This window comes from Paenibacillus nitricinens (assembly GCF_052056485.1).
GTDB classification, from domain to species: Bacteria; Bacillota; Bacilli; order Paenibacillales; family Paenibacillaceae; genus Paenibacillus_AQ; species Paenibacillus_AQ nitricinens.
Genome location: NZ_CP183948.1, coordinates 368,625 through 393,117, shown reverse-complemented (window position 1 = coordinate 393,117; position 24,493 = coordinate 368,625). Strand labels below are relative to the sequence as shown.

The 24,493-nt window shown below is 44.1% G+C and carries 22 protein-coding genes; 1 reads left to right on the top strand and 21 read right to left on the bottom strand.

Annotated features, from left to right (window positions below; translation table 11 throughout):
- Window positions 1–297 precede the first annotated feature (297 nt).
- The 20 genes from ACN6KS_RS01765 to ACN6KS_RS01670 form a co-directional block, all read right to left on the bottom strand.
- Window positions 298–1,398, bottom strand: a complete 1,101-nt coding sequence (locus ACN6KS_RS01765; protein ID WP_042184271.1) for a toxic anion resistance protein — start codon at window positions 1,396–1,398, stop codon at window positions 298–300.
- An 11-nt stretch (window positions 1,399–1,409) separates the two neighbouring features.
- Window positions 1,410–2,114 carry a hypothetical protein gene (locus ACN6KS_RS01760; RefSeq protein ID WP_094869705.1) on the bottom strand — a complete coding sequence of 235 codons (705 nt, stop codon included), beginning with the start codon at window positions 2,112–2,114 and terminating at the stop codon, window positions 1,410–1,412.
- 34 nt (window positions 2,115–2,148) lie between these two features.
- Window positions 2,149–3,204, bottom strand: coding sequence for an ATP-grasp domain-containing protein (locus ACN6KS_RS01755; protein ID WP_094869644.1), 1,056 nt, complete (start codon window positions 3,202–3,204; stop codon window positions 2,149–2,151).
- Window positions 3,201–4,034 (bottom strand): HAD family hydrolase, encoded by an 834-nt coding sequence (locus ACN6KS_RS01750; protein WP_440961201.1) that lies wholly within the window; start codon window positions 4,032–4,034, stop codon window positions 3,201–3,203. Before ACN6KS_RS01750 ends, ACN6KS_RS01755 begins: the two co-directional genes overlap by 4 nt.
- Window positions 4,031–5,182, bottom strand: coding sequence for a cysteine protease StiP family protein (locus ACN6KS_RS01745; protein ID WP_440961200.1), 1,152 nt, complete (start codon window positions 5,180–5,182; stop codon window positions 4,031–4,033). The genes ACN6KS_RS01750 and ACN6KS_RS01745 overlap by 4 nt, the downstream gene beginning before the upstream one ends.
- Complete coding sequence (locus ACN6KS_RS01740; RefSeq protein WP_440961199.1) at window positions 5,179–6,609, bottom strand: phosphoribosyltransferase family protein; 1,431 nt, start codon at window positions 6,607–6,609, stop codon at window positions 5,179–5,181. The genes ACN6KS_RS01745 and ACN6KS_RS01740 overlap by 4 nt, the downstream gene beginning before the upstream one ends.
- Window positions 6,554–7,765, bottom strand: coding sequence for an HpcH/HpaI aldolase/citrate lyase family protein (locus ACN6KS_RS01735; protein WP_231573371.1), 1,212 nt, complete (start codon window positions 7,763–7,765; stop codon window positions 6,554–6,556). The genes ACN6KS_RS01740 and ACN6KS_RS01735 overlap by 56 nt, the downstream gene beginning before the upstream one ends.
- Before the next feature lie 171 nt (window positions 7,766–7,936).
- Entirely contained in the window at window positions 7,937–8,677 is a 741-nt protein-coding gene (locus tag ACN6KS_RS01730) for a TerC family protein (RefSeq protein ID WP_094869640.1), read from the bottom strand.
- Window positions 8,678–8,703: 26 nt separating this feature from the next.
- Entirely contained in the window at window positions 8,704–10,005 is a 1,302-nt protein-coding gene (locus tag ACN6KS_RS01725) for a TerD family protein (RefSeq protein WP_440961198.1), read from the bottom strand.
- 241 nt (window positions 10,006–10,246) lie between these two features.
- Window positions 10,247–10,828, bottom strand: coding sequence for a TerD family protein (locus tag ACN6KS_RS01720; protein WP_094869638.1), 582 nt, complete (start codon window positions 10,826–10,828; stop codon window positions 10,247–10,249).
- A gap of 67 nt (window positions 10,829–10,895) precedes the next feature.
- Window positions 10,896–11,471: a TerD family protein gene (locus ACN6KS_RS01715; protein ID WP_094869637.1), complete on the bottom strand. Its 576-nt coding sequence runs from the start codon at window positions 11,469–11,471 to the stop codon at window positions 10,896–10,898.
- 29 nt (window positions 11,472–11,500) lie between these two features.
- Window positions 11,501–12,097, bottom strand: a complete 597-nt coding sequence (locus ACN6KS_RS01710) for a TerD family protein (protein ID WP_341133593.1) — start codon at window positions 12,095–12,097, stop codon at window positions 11,501–11,503.
- A gap of 126 nt (window positions 12,098–12,223) precedes the next feature.
- Window positions 12,224–12,670, bottom strand: coding sequence for a tellurite resistance TerB family protein (locus ACN6KS_RS01705; protein ID WP_094869635.1), 447 nt, complete (start codon window positions 12,668–12,670; stop codon window positions 12,224–12,226).
- A 258-nt stretch (window positions 12,671–12,928) separates the two neighbouring features.
- Window positions 12,929–13,804 (bottom strand): N-carbamoylputrescine amidase, encoded by an 876-nt coding sequence (aguB, locus tag ACN6KS_RS01700; protein ID WP_094869634.1) that lies wholly within the window; start codon window positions 13,802–13,804, stop codon window positions 12,929–12,931.
- A gap of 55 nt (window positions 13,805–13,859) precedes the next feature.
- Window positions 13,860–14,888: an agmatine deiminase family protein gene (locus ACN6KS_RS01695; protein ID WP_440961197.1), complete on the bottom strand. Its 1,029-nt coding sequence runs from the start codon at window positions 14,886–14,888 to the stop codon at window positions 13,860–13,862.
- A 145-nt stretch (window positions 14,889–15,033) separates the two neighbouring features.
- Window positions 15,034–15,582 carry a phosphodiesterase gene (yfcE, locus tag ACN6KS_RS01690; protein ID WP_094869632.1) on the bottom strand — a complete coding sequence of 183 codons (549 nt, stop codon included), beginning with the start codon at window positions 15,580–15,582 and terminating at the stop codon, window positions 15,034–15,036.
- 126 nt (window positions 15,583–15,708) lie between these two features.
- Window positions 15,709–17,193: a glutamate synthase subunit beta gene (locus ACN6KS_RS01685; protein ID WP_440961196.1), complete on the bottom strand. Its 1,485-nt coding sequence runs from the start codon at window positions 17,191–17,193 to the stop codon at window positions 15,709–15,711.
- 296 nt (window positions 17,194–17,489) lie between these two features.
- Window positions 17,490–19,442, bottom strand: a complete 1,953-nt coding sequence (gene pulA, locus ACN6KS_RS01680; protein WP_094869630.1) for a type I pullulanase — start codon at window positions 19,440–19,442, stop codon at window positions 17,490–17,492.
- Window positions 19,443–19,562: 120 nt separating this feature from the next.
- Window positions 19,563–20,186, bottom strand: a complete 624-nt coding sequence (locus ACN6KS_RS01675; protein ID WP_341133588.1) for a C39 family peptidase — start codon at window positions 20,184–20,186, stop codon at window positions 19,563–19,565.
- Window positions 20,186–22,387, bottom strand: a complete 2,202-nt coding sequence (locus tag ACN6KS_RS01670) for a PAS domain S-box protein (protein ID WP_440961195.1) — start codon at window positions 22,385–22,387, stop codon at window positions 20,186–20,188. Before ACN6KS_RS01670 ends, ACN6KS_RS01675 begins: the two co-directional genes overlap by 1 nt.
- A 361-nt stretch (window positions 22,388–22,748) precedes the next feature.
- Here ACN6KS_RS01670 and ACN6KS_RS01665 point away from each other — a divergent pair, with 361 nt between their 5' ends.
- Window positions 22,749–23,564, top strand: coding sequence for a hypothetical protein (locus ACN6KS_RS01665; protein WP_094873878.1), 816 nt, complete (start codon window positions 22,749–22,751; stop codon window positions 23,562–23,564).
- Here ACN6KS_RS01665 and ACN6KS_RS01660 read toward each other — a convergent pair.
- The gene (locus ACN6KS_RS01660) at window positions 23,557–24,333 is read right to left on the bottom strand and encodes a YheC/YheD family protein (RefSeq protein WP_440961194.1); all 777 of its coding nucleotides are present in this window, start codon (window positions 24,331–24,333) and stop codon (window positions 23,557–23,559) included. The two genes, ACN6KS_RS01665 and ACN6KS_RS01660, sit on opposite strands and share 8 nt — an antisense overlap.
- Window positions 24,334–24,493: the final 160 nt, after the last annotated feature.

The window sequence follows — 24,493 nt, the reverse complement described above, 5'->3', positions numbered from 1 at the left end:
TATACCCAATAACCCGCTGGAAATTACTTGAACCAAATCATGGTAAAAATCCTAAGTGTCCTCATTCATTTTTGCAATCGCTTCTGCTCTTTCACTACTGGCTACGATGATAAGCACGAGTATCAAGCACCCTAAGATCATATGCCTATCCTCACTTCCTCCACATGTAGTCTTGTGACAACTTATGTGTGAAGATAGGACTTTATGATTGAGTATTGGCGTTAAAAAAAGCCTGTTGAATGAATTCAACAGGCATCTCAATCTATTCTCTGTATTTTTATTATTGTCAGAAACAATTTAGTTCAAGAAACTGCTCAGTTGACTCTCAGCCTCTCCTTGCTTCAGTGCCTGCGGCTTGTCCGCCTCATTTAGTCCTAAACGATTACCCAACTGAGTATTGATTGCCGTCATTTTAGACGTATAATCTTGGCAGCTCTCAATAATACGACGGTTGGACTGTTCTGAAGTATCTAGTGCGCTAAGCAGATCACCAATCGCTTGATTCACAGCTTCCATAGACATAGAAGGCTTAGACAGCAACTCGGTTGTTTTCTCTGTAGTGGTACGCAGCAGACGTGCATTTTCTTTAAATTGATCTTCAATCGTCTTATTCGTCGCTTCTACAGCATTGATGACGTTCTCCTGATCCGCTAAAGACATCGCAATCATTGCCGACACCGTGATCAGATTAGAGGTCTTATCAATTGCGTTATTCACGGAATCAATCAGCTTGTCATTATTATCATTAATGATGTCTGTAGCAGCAATCGCTTGATTGTACAGCAGAATCATTTCTGTCATCGACTGAATTCGAACCATCACTTTACGCAATCCGCGCTCCAGATAAGCTTTACGGTACTCATTCTCTGGCTTCGCGATCTCTACCTCGAACAATTCTTTCAACTTAGTGCCGAAAGCAATTTTGGTCTGTAGGTTATAGATCTCTTCCATAGAGGTACGTTTCAGCTGACGCATATTCACAATGCTCTCTTCGAGGGTATCTCTACCATCGCGAAGCCCTGTAACTATGGCATCAATGTTCGTACGAACCGACTGATATTTATACACATAGTTCTTCATTGGACTCTTGCGCAGCATCTTGCCAAAGAAGCTCACATTCTTACTTTGCTGCAGATTCTCACACTCATTCCGCAGCTTCATAATCATATTAGGCACTTCAACGCGCTTACCAGACATCAGGTCATTCACTGGGCGATCCAGCAGCTTCAAGGTTTGTCCTGCTTTTTCCTGCGTCTTAACCCCAAGCTTGCCGATATCATCCATCAAGGAATCCAGTGTAACCGTATCCGTTTGGGATACCTTCTCAATTAATTGTGCCGCTTCCTCGACTACCTTTTGTTCATCTTCTTTTTTTAATTGGATCAACTGCGTGGACATGGGATTCCCTCCTATAGTTCGGAACTGCTGTACCGCTGATGAATCAGTTCCGCCTTCGTCTGAAGTTCCATCAGGTCTTTATGTTCGATCGTGGACGCGATATCCGATATTTTGGAGTCGACATCTCTTAGACCGTTCAGCAGCATTCTCCGATTCTTCGTCTTTGCTTCACCGCCTAGCCGTAAGAACGGATTGATTACACCATTCAAATCCTTCAGAATCAATCTGCGGACCGTATGATTAATCTCGCCGTTATTCAGCTCCTGCAGCAGTGGAATTACACGTTGAAGCCTCGCGAAGAGCGCCAATGATTTCTCGACAATTTCATTATCCAGCGTATCCTTCTGCCCTTCTGAGATAATCATATCTTCCAGAATACTAAGATACTCCACAACCGGAGCGAACTCCGGTCCAATCTTCACCGCGCTCTCAGTTCTACTGTCATAGCTGTGATTACCTGATGTGGTATCATTTGTCGTGGTGCTTAATTGAGGAGCACTCTCAGCGGGTGCCTTAGCAATAGGTGTCGTCACAGGGCCTGCTGGCAACACCTCCGCTGGGAGATTGGTTCTTGGACTTCTCGTTACCAGAGCACCTATCCCCGCACCCGCTAAAGGCAACAGCAGAGAGATGAATTCGGGCAGAAAAGAGCTCGTTAATACAGCAACAACATAACCGATACCGGCGTAAAGCAACACTTTCGATTTAAACTGAATTGTTCTCACCTCTTGTGAGCGACTTTATGAACGCTCAATTCACGGCATCCGGAATGACAGATTGGCCGTTTATTTTCATAATCATCGGTTGCTCCAGATGGCTAGCCAATACATCACCTTCAAAATTCATAGGCTGAACCTCGCCACCGAGTGCGCTTTTGACGGCTAAATAAGGAAAGTTAATCCCTGACAGACATGACATATGCAGTCCACCGGACATTCGTGGGTTAATTTCCAACAACTTTGGAATATCTCCATTGTATTTCATTTGAATATTGAAATTGAAGGGGATCTTGTAAACTTCTGCAACTCTAGCTGCAATCTCCTCCAGTTCAGGAATATGCTCCATCAATCGCAGACGACCGCCCACTTTTCGACGTGGCACAGCCACTAATAGCTTACCGTTCTCATCTGCCAGACAATCTATACTATACTCGTAACCCTCCAGTAATTCCATCACCATCAAATCAGGGAAGCTCTCTTTGCTTGCAAGAATATGATAGGCATCCTCAAACGTAATCAATGGAGTTACATACCCAAAAAGCTCTTGAAGCGGATCGCGGGTATTGTCGATAATTCGGAAGCCTAACCCGCCTTCTGTTTCAGTAGGTTTAAAGCAAACACGATGTCCCTTGGCAACAAGGTCCGTGTAAGCGTCTTTAAACTGCTCCGCTGTACTAACTACATGATAATCCGGGATACTCATGATGCCCTGCTCACTAACATTCTCGTAAAATTTACCTTTGTCCATAATGGACTCCAGCAGATCAAGATCTCTACAGACCAGAACCTTAGTACCAATCGCATCAAACATTGCCACATGGAGAGCAATATCAAGCATATGCAACCGTGGAATAAAGACATCGATCTCATTACGCCGACAGAAATCAACGCAAAACTGAACATATTCTATTCCCTTCAGCGCCGGCTCGGTTTCAGCAAAGTCAGCACCTTGTAGCGACATATGGCGGATATCCGGGTGTGTTGCAAAGATTTGAACCGGTATACCATCCTCGTTATTGCGAAGGAGATTCATATAATGGTAAGCCACGGAAAACCAACGATTGAAATAAATATTTACCTTTTTCATAGTGGCCCCACTCCCAATGCAGTTAGATTATTATAGATCATATTTACATACTGCAAAATCTCATCTCCAGCAAATACGCCTGATTCTTTCGTAAATGGATATCTTGATTTTACAAGACCACTCTGTTGCTCTGCAAATATTTCACCATGGCAAGGAGCAATAGCATAGTCGGCACTCTCAAGCAGACTCTTATCTAGCAGTGAGTCCCCGGAGGCTACCATAGGTTCAGAACGAACGGTGCGCCGCAAATGGAGTATAGCGTCGCTTTTGTTCACGGCAGCCGGCACAGCGTACAGCTTGCGGCCTTGTAAAGAAACCCTCCAGCCAAGATTATAGAGCCGATCTGATAGATTAGTGATTTCATCTAAAGGTAACTGCTCCCGATAAACCATGAAGGAATAGAATAGATCATCACAATAATTCTCACTAATGATCCAATCCTCACGTACAACCGCCTTGATATATGATCTAACCTCTTCAGCCCCAGCAGAGTGACGAGCTACCAATCTACCGATTGATTCTCTCCATTCCTTATCGACAACACCACCGATTAAGATATTCCCCCCATTGCTTGTAACCGCATAGTCCGGTATTACTGTTTCTTGAAACAGATTAATACGCTTATATTGTTGTATCGTACGCGTAGTAACCGGGATGAAAATAATCCGTGTGTTCAGATCCATCAGCTGATTTAATGCATGCTGCGAAATATAGGATCTCGTCTTTCCCTCGATAATTTCCGCCGGAATTAGACCTGGAGTATTCTCCGGCACACCTATTGCACCTAAAGAATAGATCAAAGTACGATCTAGATCACTAGCATATATCATTCTGTCTCCCCCTTCAGCGGTTTAATTATTCCGCAGCAGGAGTACGTCATCCCAGGAAAGATCTCAACAGGAACGCCCCGGTCCTTCGCTAAGAGAAGAATATGCTTTAGATTCGGATTATCCATAGTATCGACAAGAATTTTCCAAGGTACTCTACGTAGTAATACGCGGGTTGTTTCGCCGACTCCCGGCTTTATCAGATTAATGTTATCTATTCCGAAAGTCTCCTGAATACACTGAATATCACGAAGACCCTGCCAAGTAATTTCTGGCGGATGCTCCAGCATCTGTTCAGCAATATTCTTCGCTTCTTCTACTACGGAAGGAAAATACGGGCAAATCGTATCAATAAATACATTGGACTCGTCCGCATTCAGCCACTCCTTATAAAACTTTGAACCATGAAATTCCTCCGGACCAATGAGATCAGCGTGTAACACCGTTCGGCTCATCAGCCCTGAAACGGTAGAGTTTAAGCAGGCGCTAGGAATGAGATAGTCTTCTCTAGTCCCAAACATACCTGCGCAGCTTCCAGGGTCAGCCAATACGGCAAGATCATCATTTAAGCGAATACCATACTTCTCATAGAAGGTATTGCAAGAATCAATCAGCACCCCACGGATAGCCCCTTTTCCTGTCCACCCATCCACAAACTGCAAATCAGCATCAAGTCCATGCTTCTGCAGAATGTAGAGTATCGCATTCTCATCTATACCTTTTCCTCGAATAATAGAAATACTATAATGCGGCAAGTCTACCTCGTATCTCTCAGTTATATAACGCTTAATCAGTATACCAACGGGTGTTCCAGCTCTAGCTAAAGAGACAAGCACTGTACTGCGTCCTCTTCTCGAGACAATCATTTCAGAAACAATGGCAACAGCTAAAGCAACCTTCTTAGCTGATTGCTGCAGCATCTCATGAAACATGTCGACATACTGCTCGGTAGGCTGATATTCAACGGGTAACATCTCAGAATAATGGACACCCGATTGAATAGCCTCCTCCCTTTCCTCCGTCGCCAGCTCCAGCGAAACGTCACTAAGATCCTTAAGCAGAAACGTAACATCTGACGGTGGATAGCTACCTAAGGGAACCGGTTCTGCTATTTTTTTGTCCATGACTTTATGATTACTTGTTCCCTTCATACTGGAGGCCCTCCACTTCTTCCTTCAGGAGTCAGTACAATAAGATGCACTTTATGGCGAGCAAGTGTCTTCAGTATATCAAGCATGGGTTTCATTCGTTCATGCGGTACATCACGCTCAATCATCACGAATATTTCATCATACTGATCAGAATCCACATTATAAATAAAGTTTGTAATTTCCGGATCGCTAGCTGAAGGATATGCGGCAGCACTATGCACTCCGTAATCTGGTCGACGTTCAGGGTGGATTGGACTGCGAGTAGAGGACTGATACGAAATGCCTTCCCCCATCTCAGCCGCTATCCGCATAGGAAGGTACATAAATTCACCTACACCCATCACTAGAGTCTTAGAATTCCCCCCTCGTAGTTCTCTTAGCTGAGCGGCTATCCGGGTTACCCCTACATCAAGATCATCATTATTCAGCGACTCCAGTCCGAAACGTCCACTGTTTTTCACATAAGGAGACGAGTTGGTGTCACCATATGAATCTACGGATGTTGCCTGCAGACGTTCTAAACCGTCCACTACATAAGTGGTCACTACTTCGGATTCCACTGAAGACGATAACAAATCTTTGTCATTCCCAGCATTTAGCAAAGGCGTGCCTTTTACTTCAATACTTCCTTGAAGCAAACATAAGGACTTAATCCGAATCCCCAGTTCCTGTTCTAATTCGCTATAGGTATGAAGATTATTACCGCTCCTCCAATCCAAAATAGAAACGACTACGTATTCCTCCCGAGGGAATTTGGACTGAATATCACGGATCGTATTAATGGCTGTATTCCCTGTTGTAATCTCATCATCCACCAAAATAATCGGCTCAGTCCCTGATAATAGCTTAGTATTCAAGGCGTAACATAGATGGTCAACCGCATGTGAATGCTCTTCTTCAAAGCTAACAATGGACTCCAAATCGATGATATGTTCACGGGTAGTATGAATATATGATGCTGCATCAGCAAACATGTTGTACACACTGTGACCCAGTGCAGTTGCAGTCTCAGCAAAGCCAATAAAGACAACAGGCCTAGGAAGAACTAATCGTGCAGCTAATAAATGCTCATAGGCTTCCTTGGCAGACTCAGGATGTATCAGTCCGTGTACAGCTTTATCTAATAAATCTTCCATCCTATCATTATCCGCAGAATTACCGTTCATCTCCTGATATAACAGCAGCGCTAATGCAGCACCACTTAGCAGAGAGGTGTACGGATTAACAGGGATATGTTTACCAAGTACCTTGCTGACGAACAAAAAGGAGCGTTTCTTATTAATCCGGGCTGCCATGGAGAATAAAGTATCCACAGGCAAATGAAAGGGATTAGATGTTTCGGTAACCATAACCTGCAGGTTCTCGACTATGTTATACGTGTGTAAATTCGTTTTCGGGTAATAATCCGACAAAATGCTGTTGTTCATGTAACACCCCGTATATTTGTGATCGTAGTAAAATCCGTTTTGCCCAGTTCAAATGCGGCTTAATCTCGTTCATCTTATTAGAATATTGACTCTTGAAGACGCCTAGGCTACCATCGTTACTCTCTACGATACTGCAGGCGTCAACATATTCCTCGTGCATTACCGTGTACATGGCCTGAACAGGTCTGAGATGTGAGGGATGTATAATCGTCTTGCCCAAGATCCCATTTTCTTTATCTAAAATCACTTCACGAATAAGCCCATCCATGCTGCTAGAAATGTAACTATTTCGCATGTCGCGGCCGTTTTTACCATAGGTGTCCTCAAATGGAGTCTGCCGTAGCTGTGGTCTGAGCACCCGATGCCCTTTATTCGCAAAATATTCCCAGACTGGTCCGGAAATTACATACCCTTCTTCCACTCTGCCAAAAATATTAATAATATCCGATATGCAGTCTCGAATAGGGGTAAGATCATAAATACTAATATCAGGACTACGGCGCAGTCCGAATAAACTTGAGAAGTCTGTTGCTCCAATTCTAACGTTCAACACATATTCGCGGTAATTGCCTAGCAAATTACGAATAGATAAAAGACTATCTACCCGGCTCTCCCGGTAAATAATAGGCGCACTTTCCAGAATTGGCATGCCATAAAGCACTGGGTCTGAGTAACTGCGCGTTCTATTGTAATCGGCTATCGCCTCGAAATATTGGATTCCGTTGTCGACCGAAAACTTAGGGAAAACAAACCCTGTTAACATCGTAACCAAAGACCCTAACCGAAAAATCAGCTGCCGTAGCTGCTCCGGGTTACGAACTCGGATGAAGAGGAGCGGAAGACTATCACTCCCGCTTGGCTCGTTCTCCTCATATGCGGCGAGAAAAATAAGATGCTGAATGAGAGACTCCTCTGCATGGTCAACCTCGTTATCTCCGATCGCATCCTCCAGATCAATAATAACGGTTACAAGTCCTGCACTTTTGAGCTTCAAAATGTCTTCGGGAACACTAGCACGAGTTGCTGGCATATAAAGGGCAGCTCCAACAGCATGAGCCAGCAAATCTTTACTCGTAGTATTATGGTTAAATGAAATCGGCGGATTATAAAATAAGGCTATTTCTTGTTCTTTCGTCAGGTAATCGAAGTATCTCAAGATGGTTCCCCCTTATAGTTTTGCGAAGCCAAGCAAAACAAGCGCAGGCCTCTCCTATAGAGAGTGGCAGAACCAGCTATACCCTATCCGGTTCTCTCATATATAAGTGAAGGCCTACGCTATAAACATATACGATTACCTGAAAGCAGCAGTGTTCAACTAGCTTTGAAATCAAGCATTTCTATGGGCTTCTTTTTTCTTACGCAGTACGCTGTAAAGGATCGTACCACCGAATACAAGAATAATGATTGAAAAGAATAATACATGTGGCATTTCGTACCCAAAAGCGCCCGCGAGCATTTTACCAGCAATAATGGCAATAAGCGCAAAGGCGGCACGCTCAAGTTCCGGAATTTTATCAATAAGCTTCAAGAATAATTGCGCTACTCCCCGCATCATCAGAACGCCTATGATTCCGCCCATAAAGAGCACCCAAACCTGGTTACTAACACCAAATGCAGCAATAACACTATCAATGCTGAAAGCAATATCCATTAATTCAACAAGGAAAACCGTCTTCCAAAAAGAGAACCCCTTATTCTCGATCTTCTCATCGCCACCGCCCTTAAATAACCCGCCATAGGCGATATAAAAGAGATAGGCTGCACCAAGAACCTTAACCAACATAAATTTAATAAGAAATGTCCCTAGACCGATAGCCAAAAACCTGAATACATAAGCGCCTATAATACCGTAAAAGAGCGCCTTCTTCTGTTGTTCCTTAGGTAAATGCTTAACCATGACGGCGAGAACAAGCGCATTATCTGCAGAGAGCAGTCCCTCTAGCAGAACTAAACTACCAATAATGCCCCAGCTAACCGGGTCTGAGAGCGTACCTACCACATCGCTCCATGAGAAAAAATGACCGTAGTTCTCACTAATATTCCTAAAAAAATCAGCGAACCAATCCATTACACTTGCGCCTCCGAAAAAATCGTCTATTTACTGCCAGCAACCCAGCGCAGTCCCCAACCATATGCCTCATCAATCTCCCGATGACCACTGTAATATTGGACCAGCCGTTCAACACTGAATGTCTCGTTATTCACATTCCGAAATAACGCGATAGCACACATGCCTTTGCGGTTGTTATGCTCGTCCAAATTGACAATAATATCGGGGCCGCCACTCTGGGTAATCGTGACAACACCGTCAGCTTCTGACCAATTGGTAACACCTTTATAAATAAAAGAAAAAATTAGAATCCGTTCAATATCAGCAATTTTGCTGCCGTTAATCCGCAGATTCTCACCGGTTGTTACAGAGCCTGTCCGGTCATCTCCATCAAGCATGACATAAGGAGGTTGGTTCAATGAGCCAAAAGCATTGCCCAGCGCCTGAACTACTCCCTTGCTGCCATTCTTCAACTCATATAGACAAGCAAGATCTAAATCCACACCATTTTTACGATTAAATAGCCCTCCACCCTGCTTCTGATTCCAGTTGAGGTTAATTAGCAATTCACCCAAACCACCAGCTGATTTCTTCAGGTTGATCGAATCACCTTTTTTCTTCAGTTCGATCTTCTTCAGGTTGAGATTGACCGGAGGGGGTGTTACAGCTGAAGGCGCAGCTGCAGGAGAAGGTGGAATCTGAATCTTAGGCTCCGCTACCGGCGCTGATTGACGTTTAAGCTCTGGCTGCGGTGGAGCAGCAGGCTTAGGCACTGGTATTGGTGCCGGTGCTGGTTCATCGTTCGTTTCTAACCCAAAGTTCTTACACAGTTCCTGTAGACCACCAGCAAAACCCGCGGCAATGGCGCTGAATTTCCATTCACCGTTATATCTATATAATTCTCCTACCACAACAGCCGTTTCCACGGAGAAATGATTTTCAAGATCACATCGGAGAAGCTCCGCACCTGTTACTTGATTCAGAATCCGAAAATAGGCCTGATTTACCTGCCTAAAACTTTGACCTAGCTTCTCGCCATCATAAATGGTAAGTGTAAACGCGAGTTTCATCACATCAGAAGGAATTTTGTTTAGTTCCACGTCAAATTGCTTGAGGCTGTCTGATATAGGCATTTCCTTATATCTGATATAAGGTGTAGACGGATTATTATAAAATATCAAATCCTCATCTTTGCTTACTTTACCTTGCGCTCCAAGCAGAAAAGCAGAAGTATCAATCTCAAGTGAAGATGGCGATTGCCAGCCAATCTCTACGATAAGACAATCAAGTCCAGGATTGCCTTTAGTTAAATCGACCTTTTGTCCTTTAACAACTGTAATACCCATTCTTACACCACCTTTATAAATGGAGCAAGCATAAACGCCTTCGATGTCCTTATAAGGACGACAAGCGTTTAAGCGAGAAATATAAGATATATAGTATCGTATGAACCTTAACTTGCTTATATTTTTAAATAACCCCACATAATGGAGTTTATCCTTCGAGATCCCTTCCATGTCCTTTGTGAGGGAATCCATAAAGAATTAAAAAAAGGGCAGGATCGGTGATGACCCCGCCCGGAAGATGCTATTGCGCGTCCAGCCCATAATTTCTACACAATGCGCTAAGACCGCCGCCAAAACCACTACCAATAGCCTGGAACTTCCAATCCGCACCATTGCGGTAGAATTCACAGAATACAACGGCTGTCTCTGTTGAGAATTCTTCACCCAGGTCGAAACGAAGTACTTCCCGATCCGACGAAGCATCCACAACTCGTACAAAAGCATTGGAGACTTGTCCAAAGTTCTGTGCACGAGATTCGTAATCATAAATGGTTACTGTTATCCCAATACGCTGAATATGGGCAGGGATTTTGGTGAAATCAACGATGATTTGCTCGTCATCTCCGTCACCTTCACCTGTACGGTTATCTCCAGTGTAGATTACAGAACTCGCACCACCATTTGGATTGTTATAGAATACAAAATCATCTGTACCTTTAGCCTTGCCGTCTTCATGAAGCAGAAACGCTGAAGCATCGAGGTCAAATTCTTGACCTCCACTATATTTATTAGTGTCCCAGCCCAATCCAACTACTACCTTTGTCAGACCTGGATTAGTCTTGGTAAGATCAATTCGCTGTCCTTTGGAGAGACTGATCGTCACGGACATAACCTTCTTTCATTGAGTAGATTCAGTTCACTGTGTAACTCTAAGCTCTATACTACAAGGCTTATTGCAGGCCGTAATCGCGAGTCAAACCGCTCAAGCCGTCTTTGTAGCCGCTACCGATGGCATTGAACTTCCACTCTGCACCATGACGGTATAGCTCACCAACAACAACACCAGTTTCAATAGAGAAGTCTTCACCCAAATCGAAACGAATGAGCTCCTCATTGTTTAAATCATTTACAATACGTACATAAGAACGGGAAACTTGTCCGAAGTTTTGGCTTCTTGCGTCAGCTTCATAAATCGTAATAGTGAAAGCTACCTTTTCCACATCTGCTGGGATACTCAGAAGATCCACTTGAACCTGCTCATCATCACCATCGCCGTCACCCGTACGGTTATCACCTGTATGAACAACTGAACCATTCTCATTCTGTTTATTATTGAAGTAAATAAAGTTCGTTTCTTTTTCAACTTTGCTGTTCGCATTAGTCAAGAATACAGAAACGTCCAAATCGAAATCTTTACCGCCATCATATTTATTAGTGTCCCAACCAAGACCTACTGTGATTTTGGATAGACCCGGATTTGTTTTTGTTAAATCGATCTTTTGACCTTTAGATAGATTAATTGCCATGATAACATTCCTCTTTTCTTTTATTTGGATTATACGTAGCGTTCTGCCAGTTGATTGATATGTGCCGCGTGACTACCTTCACCAATTGCGGCGAATTTCCATTCTCCACCTTGTCGGTACAGCTCCCCACAAATCAGTGCCGTGTAGCCATTGTAATTATCAGATAGGTTAAAGCGGATTAGTTCATTATTGCCTACAGCATTCATAACACGGATATACGCTGATTTGATCAGACCAAAATCCTGTTTACGATTTGTGGCATCATAAATATTCACCACTACAAGAACCTTGTGCACATCAGAAGGAATAGCATTCAGGTTGACCATGATTTGTTCATCGTCTCCGTCTCCATCACCCGTGAGATTGTCTCCAGAGTGAATGACAGAGTTACAAGGACTTTGCTTATTATGGAAGCAAATCAGGTTTCCCTTCTTAACTAACTTACCATTCTCATTAAGCATCAATGCTGAGGCATCACAGTCCACGTTGGCCTGTTTCTTCACACCGAAGAATCCTCGAGCCGGCGCAGCCGGATCCCAGCCTAAACCTACAATTACGTTAGATAAGCCTGCATTACCTTTTGTGAGATCAATCTTCTGACCTTTTACCAGATTAATTCCAGCCAACTTTACGTACCTCCATTCTCTAAAAAGAATCACCATCTAGTAGTCTAGCTTTTGGATGTTATATGAGTGATACGCTAAAGAACTAAATACGTTTCATCCGAACTCATGTATAGGGTATTACATCATTTATAAACTGAATTCACTAGGGTTTAATCCCAAGACACCGCAAATATGCCGCACAACTGCTTTTTCATTGTCATCAAAATCACCATCAGCTGATCCAATAGCTGAGCACACACCCACAATTACACGTCCTACATCTGGTTTGCCAGTAAACTTACCGATGGCTTTCAGTGCTTCCTGCTTACCGATTTCTGGTGAGAACTCAAAGTTACTTACATAAAAGTTGAACTGGGTAATGACGTCTCTCATGTCAAACACCTTTAGCTCATTGCTCATATTCATATAGCCGGCCATTTTGTTCTTTTCAGCTTCTTCTATCTTACCGTCGGCAGCAGCAACTAAGGCGCAACCCGCAACTACCGCATTCATGAAATCTTTATTTTTGAATTTCTTCACTTGATCTGTTAGTCCGTTTTTGGTTGTGTTCAACCAGCTTTTAAATGTGCTCATCGTATTCTCCTTCTATCACCGTAAGATTATGATAACAAAAGATATCCCAGAGCCTCCTCTCCACGTATCCGACAGAATTTTCATAGTAGATCCCTGAATCACGGTTTACTCTTCTAATATACCTGATAAAATAGCAATATTCTACTTTTCCAGACTTTTACAGCTCTTTTGACAGAAAGTTGAAACACCAAAAAAAGGCATTGCCAGAGATTCTATCCTCTCTAGCAATGCCTTTAGCACATTCACCTGTAAATTCTATTAAAGAATGATGTCCCCATCATAAGAACCAATCATTTTGTACAGATCCGGCCGGCGATCACGGAAGACGCCCCACTCGATCCGTCCGACTTCCAAAGCATCCAGATCAAATTCACTCACTATTACAGTTTGCTCGTCTCGGCCTGCTTCAACAATTTTATTGCCTTGCGGTCCCGCAATGAACGAAGAGCCGTAGAAATTAATGCTAGAATCTTCATCAATTTCTTCACCGATACGGTTGGAGGCAATGACTGGAATAAGGTTAGCCGCTGCATGCCCAAGCATACAAGTCTGCCAATGATCCTTAGAGTCGATCGATCCATCCTGTGGTTCTGATCCGATAGCGGTTGGATAGAACAGAATTTCTGCTCCCATCAGGCTCATCACTCTAGCCGCTTCCGGGTACCACTGATCCCAGCAAATCCCTACACCAATCTTGGCATAGCGAGTGTTCCATACTTTAAAGCCAGTATCTCCCGGATTGAAGTAGAATTTCTCTTCATACCCTGGGCCATCTGGAATATGGCTCTTGCGGTATTTCCCCAATATCGTTCCATCGGCGTCGATAATAGCTAGTGAATTGTAACGTGCGTAGTTCTTTTTCTCATAAAAACTGATTGGCAGCACCACTTGCAGTTCCTTGGCTATAGCTGTGAAATGATTAATCGCTTTGTTATGCTCAAGCTCTGTTGCATATGCGTAATAATCAGCTTTCTCTTTCTGGCAGAAATACGGTGTCTCGAACAGCTCCTGCAGCAAAATAATTTGTGCTCCCTGTGCCGCCGCTTCTCTGACCAAGGTTTCGGCTTTGCTGATATTCTCATCAATATTGCTGGAACAGCTCATTTGCGTCGCAGCTACTTTTACATTTCTCAAGAATCTGTCCTCCTTATATATATAAATGTCCCATTGGACGTTTAGTTTCCTTCAATTATTGCTGAGCAGGCATCTGTTGCGTAGTGCAGTGAACATTCCCGCCCTCGGTGATGACCGCCATACCGTTAACGGTACGAATCTTACGTTCCGGGAACAAACCAGCCAGTACTTCCTCAGCAAGCTTATCCGTTTCCACCGCTGTACCGCCAAACACAGGCAATATAATTCCACCATTTACGAAATAGAAGTTCAAATAACTGAGCGTCAGACGGCTGCCGTCATGATCCACCCGTGGAGGCTGCTGAATCTTGATAATCTCCAGCTTACGCCCTTTTGCATCTATGGCATTCTCCAAAATACGAAGATTCTCCTGTGTAATCTCAAAATTCTCGTCCTGCGAATCCTCACAGACCTGAATAATGACTTTACCTGGAGCAGCAAAGCAAGCGATATTATCCACATGACCATCGGTTTCATCACCACTTAGACCACGCTTAAGCCAGATAATAGTTTCTGTACCTGTATAATTGCGCACGTACTCTTCAATATTCTCGCGCTTCAAATCCGGGTTGCGGTTCGTATTGAGCAGACATTCTTCTGTAGTAATCAAGGTGCCTTCTCCATCCGTATGGATCGAGCCGCCTTCCATCACAAGCGGCGCATCAAAGCGTGTCACTTGTGAGTGTTCGAGAATCTGTGGAGCTACCTCATCATCCAGATCCCAAGGTGAATATTTACCGCCCCAGGCATTAAACTTCCAGTTCACGCCTGCTAGAACGCCGTCTTTATTAACAACAAAGGTAGGCCCGTTATCACGCAGCCAAGCATCGCTATGCTTTATAGGCAGCAGCGTTACATTCGGTCCGCTGACCAGACGTTCTACCTTTTCCACGTCCTCCGGGTTAACGATGACCGTAATCGGTTCAAACTCCGCAATAGCTGTAATAATGTCAGCATAACCTTGGCATACCGACTCGTGGTTATCCGGGAAACACATAGATTCCTGCACCGGCCAGGAGATAAAAGTACGTTCATGCTTGCCCCATTCCGGTGGCATTGTATAGTTCAAATCTTTAGGATTCATGTGTTAACTACCTTTACTATTATATTTGGAGCCAGCCCTGCCCTAAAACTCCTACCTCATCATACAATAATATGTTCTAGTGCTCAATTCCCTGGAACACTAATAATGTTGGAAGGAATTCGGGTCATATGGGATCTGACTGAGCTTATAGTGTAATCCTTTTTACCACATCGCCCTCAAAATCCTTAACGATGAATTCTCCACCCTCAAGAATACCATAGGAATTCGGATGATTCTCCTTAGGCAGCGATATCGAACCAGGATTCAGCACGTATACGCCCTCTTTTACATCCGCAACCGGAAGATGGGTATGCCCCTGAATAAAGATATCCTTCTCAGACAGTGCCGGTAAATTCTCAATACTAAAGCCATGACCGTGTGTAACATAGATTCGTCTGCCTTCATGCAGGAGCATCACATAATCGCCCATCATCGGGAACTGCAGCAGCATCTGGTCTACCTCAGCATCGCAGTTACCACGTACTGCCGTAATAGGCTTCTTTTTGTTATATTCATTCAGTTTATTAGCAACTCCCTGCGGGTCATAACCCTTCGGCAGTGGATTTCTGGGACCGTGATATAAAAAGTCTCCTACGATTACAAGACTGTCTGGCTGTTCTTCCTCTACCTTTTCCAAAGCCCGTTCTAACCAGAATAAAGAACCGTGAATATCGGAAATAAACATTAGCTTCATCATGTATTCTCCTTTTCGACTTAAATAGATCTTGTGCTTAGGTTTCAATTTTAACCTTGAACAGGCAAACAACGCAAAAGCGGACGTTCCTCCAAAAGGAACGCCCTGCCCTATATGCCTCTATTCTTACGGCAAGTTCGATGATCCCATCAAGAATCGGTCCACTTCGCGGGCTGTCTGACGCCCCTCATCAATGGCCCAAACTACAAGGCTTTGTCCGCGGCGCATATCACCTGCTGTGAATACCCCTTCTACATTGGTCGCTTGTGCTCCGAACTCCGCCTTGGCATTTCCGCGCTCATCACGTGCCACCCCAAGCTCACCTAGCACAATCTCTTCGGGCCCTGTGAATCCTAATGCGAGTAGTACCAGCTGTGCCGTTAGAACTTCTTCACTGCCTGGTACTTCAACCGGAACTATCCTTCCCTGTTCATTACGATTCCACTCAATTCGCACGGTATGCAGCTCCTGCACATATCCACCATCGTCACCAACAAAACGTTTCGTCGAAACCAGATAACGACGTGGATCTTCCTTATACAGTGAAGCTGCCTCTTTTTGACCATAGTCCACCTTAAGAACCTTTGGCCATTCCGGCCATGGATTGCTAGGCTGACGGGTCAGTGGAGCCTGTGGCATTATCTCAAGCTGGATCACACTACGGCAACCGTGGCGGATCGACGTAGCTACACAGTCTGTGCCAGTATCCCCGCCACCGATTACAACTACATCCTTATCTGCCGCAGACAAGTATTCGCCATCAGCAAGCTCTGAATCCAGTAAGCTCTTAGTATTCAGTGTCAGAAACTCCATCGCCTGATGAATGCCCCGCAGCTCACGACCCTCTAGAGGAAGCTCTCGTGCCTGCGTAGACCCGCCACACAAAACAACAGCATCGTGCTCCGCCTTGAGTTGTGTCGCCGAGATATCTCTCCCAATCTCTGTACGAGTTACGAATGTAATGCCTTCAGCCTTCAGCAGGTCTACCCGGCGCTGAACCGTTTTCTTATCCAGCTTCATGTTCGGAATACCATACGTTAACAAACCGCCAATCCGATCTGCCCGTTCATACACGGTCACCGAATGCCCCGCCTTGTTAAGCTGAGCTGCACAGGCAAGACCTGCTGGACCCGAGCCCACTACGGCTACCTTTTTACCTGTGCGAATAAGCGGTGGCTCAGGAACAATCCAACCTTCTTCAAAACCTCTATCTACAATCGACTTTTCAATCGACTTTATCGTTACAGGCTTGCCGTTCATCCCTACTGTACAAGAACCTTCACAAGGTGCCGGACATACACGTCCAGTAAATTCAGGGAAGTTATTGGTCTTATGCAGACGTTGCAGTGCAACCTCCCAGTTTCCACGATAAACCATATCATTCCATTCAGGAATCAAGTTGTGTAGAGGGCAGCCGGAAGCCATACCAGATAACAGACGTCCTACATGACAAAATGGCGTACCACAGTCCATACAACGTGCGCCTTGCTCGCGCAGCTTCTCTTCATCCATAGGGATCGAGAATTCATCCCAATTCTTAATCCGCTCCAGCGCCTCACACTCCGAAGGCGTCTGCCGTTCAAATTCCAAAAATCCGGTTGCTTTCCCCATCTCTCTCATCCTCTCTAAATACCCCACAAATATATACTTTCTGAACCGCTAAAAAAGAAAGATACTTTCTATGTTTGTCTGCTGCCAAGCCTATACCACTCTAAAGCACCAAAGTAAATGTCTTCATATTAACATCCAATATCATCATCGAAAATGAGTAATGTCACCTTTTTATGTAAAATGAAACAATCAAATTAAGGAAATAGAAAAACAAAAAAAGCACACAGTGTAATGTACCTGATTAAAGTACGTTACTCTGCATGCTTTTCAATAATGATCTTGTAAAAGACTATTTATTACGCCGTCAGGACTACTGTCCCAATCCCATTTACAGTTAGCTTATTTCCAGTCAGCTCCTGCGTAAGATCAGCCCCGAAGATGGTCTTCCATGCTCCAAGCTGCGGCAGAACCACAGTAGTGTGTTCAGCATTCGCATTAAAAAGAACATAAATATGCTTCGCTGCATCTTCTCCAGCATGACCACGTAGCGTGTAAGCTACTGCACTTGCGGGTGCTTTTTCAAAAACCAAATGGTTCCGAATGTCAGCTGCTGTTCGCATGCGGAAGGCCGGGTGAGCTTTACGCAGTGCGATTAACTGTTTCATATACGCCACATCTTCCTGATGCGCGGCGCACAATTCCCAGTCCATACGATTGATTTCGACCGAAGATTTATAGCTGTTCTCCACCCCGTCCTTCGTACGCATAAACTCCTGCCCTGCATGGATAAAAGGAATCCCCTGACTCATGAACACTATCGCAGAAGCCAGTCTATGCATGGAACGGCGCTGCGTAACCGTCTCACCCTCGGTGGACAATACGATCTTATCCCATAAGGTATGATTATCATGACACTCTACATAATTAACGTTTTGCTGAGGCTCCACGGCAAATTGCTTAATTCCTGGGCTGAAGTCAATTCCTCCCGCAACCCCTGCTTTGATCGCAGGCTCCAGACCCATCATTCCACTGATGAAGCCCGGCTGATCATACAAAAAGATATTTCCTTTAATAGCATCCCTGAAATCATCATTAAAATGTCCGATTCCCGGCATAAGGGAAGCATTCTTCTGATGAGCGAGCCGTTCCACCGGTAGCTCAGTCCCCATCATCCAGCCTTCACCGATCGTCATGATGGACGGATCTATTCCATCCAGACGCCGCCGGGTTTCCCGCATTGTATCGACATCCATCAAGCCCATCAAATCGAAGCGGAAGCCGTCGATATGGTATTCTTTAGCCCAATAGACCACGGAGTCCACAATGAAGCGGGACATCATCATACGTTCTGTAGCCACGTCATTTCCGCAGCCTGAGCCATTCGACAGGCTTCCATCTTGTTTATAACGCAAATAATAGCCAGGAACCAGTTTAGTGAAATTCACGCGGTATCCGTCGTACACATGGTTGTAAACTACATCCATAATGACGCGGAGTCCACGATCATGAAGCGCTTGAATCATTGTTTTTAGTTCTTGAATACGTAGTCCGGGCACATAAGGATCCGTAGCATAGGAGCCTTCAGGAGCATTGTAGTTCTTCGGATCATAACCCCAGTTAAAATGCGGCTCATCCAGCTTCGTCTCATCTACACTCTCTGTAGAATAATCATAAATAGGCAATAGCTGCACGTGGGTTACACCGAGATCTGCGATATGATCGAGTCCGGTGAGAATGCCCTCTGGTCCGCGGGTTCCTTCTTCCGCCAAAGCGAGATATTGACCCTTATGAGCCATTCCGCTTGCTGGATGAATGGATAAGTCACGCAAATGAAGCTCATAAATAATGGCGTCTACAGGATCCTCAAACGACGGCTTATCTTCTGTCCACCGCTCAGGGTCCGTCTTGCGCAAATCTAGAATAGCGCCTCTGTCCCCATTCACGCCAACAGCCCGTGCGTAAGGATCAGCTGCTTCATTCCACTGTTCACCTAGACGAACTCGGTAGGTATAGAACTTGCCATCTAAATCACCGTCAACCGTAGCTCTCCACGTTCCCCGAATATCGCGGATCATAGCATATTCGGACTCCGCAGCTCCCTGCCATGAATCATAAATTACTAGCTCTGCCTCCTGAGCCGTAGGAGCCCACAAGCAAAATGATGAAGAGGCCGATGAATATGTAAGTCCGAGATCATCCCCGTCATAACTAAACAACTGATCAAACTCCTGAGCAAATACGGAAATCCCTCTAGTAGTCGCAGGATCACCATAAAAAATCGGTTCCTTCATTTCCTTTTGTACGGACAAAGCACCTATCCCCTTTCCAGTTATTAACTGGATTATAGTATGATCCTCAAATTTGTGCAAACGTTTGGACTCAAAATAACCAGATCATTTTTCCAGGGTAATTGCATAGCTAAATCACGACTAACTTGGCGTTTCTAAGATATTCATTCCCACCATTGTGATGATGTCTTTATTTGCATAATATGGGATGCGGCGTTCTTTACAGAGAGCAATCCTTCCATCCCTATACCTCACACCATTATCCTGAACGATGAGGATTGGACAATCCCCGTTATCAGGTACTTCATATCCTATTCCTAATACCCAGTGGTAATCGTAAGCAAAATTCCCTCTCCACCGAAAATTAAACCATTTATCAAATTTAACAGCTACTGGCCGACCTGCATCAATCTCCACTTTATACACATCGAAATCGTTAAAAGTAGAGATAGATAGCTTATGTCCCCCTTTTGGCGAGATTGAGGAGTGGATATAAGCTGTGATTCCCTTTACAAACCGACGTACACTCATGCCTAAAGGGGTACCTCCGTGATGACTGTATATGTAATTAATATGAGCTGCTTTAGAGTGAAAATGACCTTTGCCACGAATAAAGCCCATTCTTAGCCGGGTATTCCAATACTCCGTTAAAGCTGCCAGGGTCGCTGGTCCACATGCAGAAGACGGGGATGAAACCCCAGCCTCCCACTGTGTGTATGGATCTACTGATAGTTTGTTACTGAGACTGGAGTTTCTATGCTTCATCAGGATGTTTCTCCCTTTGAAGAGTTTGGCTTAGAAGCTGAAAGGGCAGAGCCTTCCGGAAGTAAAATCACATTTCCACCAACATCCATAGATCCCTCTGAATTAGATTGTGATTCCATTTCCTGTGCGGGCTTCTGCTCTGCCAGAGTAATATCTACCTCATCGCCCTCATATTTACTTTCAGGATTAATCTGTAGCGTAAAATAGAAATTAGAGCCGTTTCCTTCACTACTCTCCACCGCAATGGCTCCGCCCATCAGCTCGACAAGCTTCTTGCAAATGGCTAGGCCTAACCCCGTCCCGGCATACTTACGGTTAAACGAGGAGTGCAGCTGGTAAAATGATTGAAACAACTGATGCTGCTTTTCTAAAGGAATACCTATCCCCGTGTCTCTGACATTAAACTTCAAAGTCGATTTCTTTGAAACCACGGACAATTTCTGCTCCACATAAATACAGACATTGCCTCGGTCAGTAAATTTAATCGCATTGCTGACCAGATTAACCAATACCTGACGTAATCGGCCTGCATCTCCCATAATGCACGTAGGAACCCCTTGTGCCATGCTGTAAGACAGCTCAAGATTTTTTTCCAAAGCCTTAGCCATAAACAAATCCGTTACACTGTCCAGTACCTCTTGAAGATACACGGGCTCATGTACGATCATCATTTTTCCGGCTTCAATTTTACTGTAATCAAGAATTTCATTCAAAATATATAGAAGAGAGCTACTACTCTCCTTAATAATATTGGTGTACTCACGTTGTTCTTCATCTAGTTCCGTCTCTGCAAGCAGATCAGTCATCCCCACAATACCATTCATAGGCGTACGAATTTCATGGCTCATAATGGCTAGAAACTCTGATTTAGCTTGGTCCGCTTTCTCCGCAGATTCCTTGGCACGAATGATCTCCTTCTCATCCGTAATATCTCTGAACACGACTACAACACCCTTAGGTTCACCTTTATCAAAAAGAGGCGTTACCTGGTACTCTGCAAGAAAGCTCGTGCCATCTTTACGCCATAAGACTGCATCCTTGCTCTGATAAGATCCCCCTGACCTAATAGCCTTGATAAGCGGGGACTCCTCGGGCCTGTAGTGGATCCCATCAAGTGCTGTCTGCTGCATATGATCCAGATAAGAATGGCCCATGATCTCATCATGTTCATAGCCGAGCATATGCAAACCTGCAGGGTTAATGAAAGTCACCTTCTCCTCCATATCGAGCCCAAAAATACCCTCCGAGACTGCATTTAATATCAGGGTGTACTCATTGCTTAGCTTCTCAATTTGTTCTGTATATCTTATACGTTCCGTAATGTCACGGGAAATACCATATACACCAACCACTTGATCGTCTACAATGATCGGAATATTAGTGGTATTGATCTCTACAAAATGACCGTCTTTATGAATAAGCGTCAGTTCATAGCTTTGGGGATATCCCTTAGCGGCTAAGTTAAAATGATACAGTGTCTTCTCCATATCCTTCTCATGCACAACGGGACCAAAGTACATTCCGATCAGTTCTTCCAGCGAATACCCGGTCAGCTTCTCCAGATTCGCATTGGCCGTTAAATAATCTCCTTGCAAATTCATTGAGTACACAGCAGAGGGATTATATTCAAATAAAGATTTATAGCGCTGTTCATTCTCCTGAAGCTTGAATTCAAACTGTTTACGCTCTTCAACTGCATGACGCGAGATTAAATCCAGCGAATTCTCGGACATCAATCTATAATTACGTTCACTTTGATAGATCTGTTCCTCTAGATCTCGTTGAACTGCCATTTGTTGATCTGCAATCTTTCGTTCTGTAATATCTTCGGCATACACAATAATACACGAAGGGGCTTGTCCTACTGTTCCAAATCCTGAGAATGTCAGGGAAAGCCATACCAGGTGATCCCCTTTGCGAAAGCATTCTTCCTTCTTCCAGCTCCCTGCTGGAGAATTCCGAAGCTCGTCCATCACCAATCTATAGGAAAGCTCTTTCGAAGACGTCTGTCTATTTTCCATTTCTGCAAAAATAGCCCCAGCAAGAAACTCAGCTTCCGTTAAGCCAAGTAAATTGCAAAAAGCCGGATTGACCTTCAGCCACTTGCCCTTACCATCGTATAAAGACAGTGCGGCTATTCCCTCTGGGGACCTCATAAATGCATGTTCCAACATTGTGCTATATTCCACCGCGTTATCCATCTACGCCAGACCTCCTTTGTTGCGAACGTTGCATCCTTTATTCCATCCTAAGGAAGTGAGTATAGAAATGTCCTGCGTATCATTTTGAATAGGGAATAGCTTAATTTTAAATATTGACTGGATGGCTTGGGGCAAACTATTATTAAACACAAGTACAAACGCCTTCGGCGTCCTCGTTAGGACGATAAGCGTTTAAGCGAGAAATATAAGAATAATGTATAGCGTGAAACTTATACTTTCTTATATTTTAATAATATCGTTCGTGACCTATTACGCTGGAAGCACCCGTAATAAAGGCTTTTGCCTTTGCTACGGGTGCTTTTTTTGTTGCCATTAGGTTGCGACAATAGGAGGAGAATAAATGAAAATATTTAAGTCAGTGCCCTTACTACTGCTTACGATCCTGCTACTGCTAAGCACATCATCCGAAGCTATTGCTGCATCTACAACAGAATTAACCCCTTCTGTTAAAGCGGCTTTTGATCTGACGGCCGCAACGGCAGAAGGTCCTGCCAGGGTTAAGCTGACTTCTCTTTACAATGATTTATCCACCTTAAAGCTGCAGTATGATCAGCGCGAGGAGCAAATCCGAATCCTTCACTACAATAATGAGCAATCGCTGGTTGTGGTACGTCAACAAATTAAAGGGATTGATCTTGAAGCAGTGACCCGATTGGAAGCCTCCGTTAAGAGCAGCAAGCAGCGCTATCAGCCCTTATTCGACCAGTATAGTGCACTTAACAAGCGAATTAGTATCGCCAAGTCTCTTAAGGACAAGACCTTAAATACCGTACTGCGTGCCCAAGGTGATGCTATGAAGATCTTGGTTCAGTTGGCACGCCAAGAGATCAGTGACAAGCAGAATCAGCTGAACGCCGCGAAAAAGAAACGTTCCCAAAAGATAGCCGAGACTCGCAAAACCTTGTCTGGCATTGAAAGTCCTCAAATCACGATCAAATCTAACAAGAGCGTGATCACCTCTTTAAACAAACGTATTTCAGCAGATTGGACTGACTTTAAAGCAGCGATTCGCAAACAAAACCTTACCCTAACTACCCAGTCCTTAGCTGCACTGGTCTCCGGTTATCGTCAGATTGCAACCCATAAGCAAAAAATAATTGAGCTCGAACAAAAGATTTCCCTTGTTATTGCGAATACGAAGAAGCAAATCAGTTAGCGGACTTCTTTTTCTCATTTGCTCTGCGGTAAGCCATCACTTTGCGGTACATGCTTTTATTAGAAAGATGTTTAAAAATATATGGATCTGGACTCGTATTCACTTCAATAATCCAAGGCGTCATGTGGTTATCTAATCCTACATCTACACCAATCTGTTTAAAGCCAGGATATTTCTTATGGTAGAAACGTCCGGTATCCTCACCTAGCTTTCGCAATATCTTAAGCATCTGAGTTTGCTGAGCATCGTTCAAATAAGGCGACAGCAGCTTCTCCATAGACATTAACGTACCACCGTTATGATAATTGGTAACAATCTTGCCCTTCTCAGCTACTCGGCCAATCAATCCGGTAGTTTCCCATTTGCCACGCGGACTGAGCTGGACCATCACACGGATATCAAAACGATGCTTTCCGTGCTTTAGCAAAACAATCCCTCTCTGAATCAAGTAACTACGTCCGCGTGTCGCTTTCTTAAGGGATGAATAAAAGGTGTCATAGGCTCCAAAGGTTTTTATCTTTGTTCCACTTTGGTATTTGTATTCTGTTCCATGAGAATCCTTACTCTGTTCAACCTTCATTACACCGTTACCATAGGTGCCATGTTCCGGCTTAACGTAAATCATCCCATATTTCAAGAGCATCGTTCTTAAGTTTGCTTTACTAAACTTCACTGTTTCTGGAATGAGCGGTGAAATCTCGGAACTTTGCATGAGCACCTTGGTTTTAATCCATTTGCTGGTCAACGCAGACTTTAACTTCGTTCCCAATTGCCCTCTCCCCTGTCACTCAAATAATGATCACAGCCTTGCTTAACCTTAGTATTTTATGCTCCGACTATATGAATGGAATGGGTTGAACGCCCTCTCCGCTCTCAGATGTATCTCCAGATACTCAAGCTGCATATGGTGGGAAGAGGATAACCATTAG

What these genes read in the sequence shown, in the direction of transcription:
- ACN6KS_RS01765 (WP_042184271.1), bottom strand. Translation starts at nt 1,398, where the DNA reads ATGTCCACGCAGTTGATCCAATTAAAAAAAGAAGATGAACAAAAGGTA.
- ACN6KS_RS01755 (WP_094869644.1), bottom strand. Translation starts at nt 3,204, where the DNA reads ATGAAAAAGGTAAATATTTATTTCAATCGTTGGTTTTCCGTGGCTTAC.
- ACN6KS_RS01750 (WP_440961201.1), bottom strand. Translation starts at nt 4,034, where the DNA reads ATGATATATGCTAGTGATCTAGATCGTACTTTGATCTATTCTTTAGGT.
- ACN6KS_RS01745 (WP_440961200.1), bottom strand. Translation starts at nt 5,182, where the DNA reads ATGAAGGGAACAAGTAATCATAAAGTCATGGACAAAAAAATAGCAGAA.
- ACN6KS_RS01740 (WP_440961199.1), bottom strand. Translation starts at nt 6,609, where the DNA reads ATGAACAACAGCATTTTGTCGGATTATTACCCGAAAACGAATTTACAC.
- ACN6KS_RS01730 (WP_094869640.1), bottom strand. Translation starts at nt 8,677, where the DNA reads ATGGATTGGTTCGCTGATTTTTTTAGGAATATTAGTGAGAACTACGGT.
- ACN6KS_RS01725 (WP_440961198.1), bottom strand. Translation starts at nt 10,005, where the DNA reads ATGGGTATTACAGTTGTTAAAGGACAAAAGGTCGATTTAACTAAAGGC.
- ACN6KS_RS01715 (WP_094869637.1), bottom strand. Translation starts at nt 11,471, where the DNA reads ATGGCAATTAATCTATCTAAAGGTCAAAAGATCGATTTAACAAAAACA.
- ACN6KS_RS01705 (WP_094869635.1), bottom strand. Translation starts at nt 12,670, where the DNA reads ATGAGCACATTTAAAAGCTGGTTGAACACAACCAAAAACGGACTAACA.
- ACN6KS_RS01695 (WP_440961197.1), bottom strand. Translation starts at nt 14,888, where the DNA reads ATGAATCCTAAAGATTTGAACTATACAATGCCACCGGAATGGGGCAAG.
- yfcE (WP_094869632.1), bottom strand. Translation starts at nt 15,582, where the DNA reads ATGAAGCTAATGTTTATTTCCGATATTCACGGTTCTTTATTCTGGTTA.
- ACN6KS_RS01685 (WP_440961196.1), bottom strand. Translation starts at nt 17,193, where the DNA reads ATGGGGAAAGCAACCGGATTTTTGGAATTTGAACGGCAGACGCCTTCG.
- ACN6KS_RS01675 (WP_341133588.1), bottom strand. Translation starts at nt 20,186, where the DNA reads ATGAAGCATAGAAACTCCAGTCTCAGTAACAAACTATCAGTAGATCCA.
- ACN6KS_RS01670 (WP_440961195.1), bottom strand. Translation starts at nt 22,387, where the DNA reads ATGGATAACGCGGTGGAATATAGCACAATGTTGGAACATGCATTTATG.
- ACN6KS_RS01665 (WP_094873878.1), top strand. Translation starts at nt 22,749, where the DNA reads ATGAAAATATTTAAGTCAGTGCCCTTACTACTGCTTACGATCCTGCTA.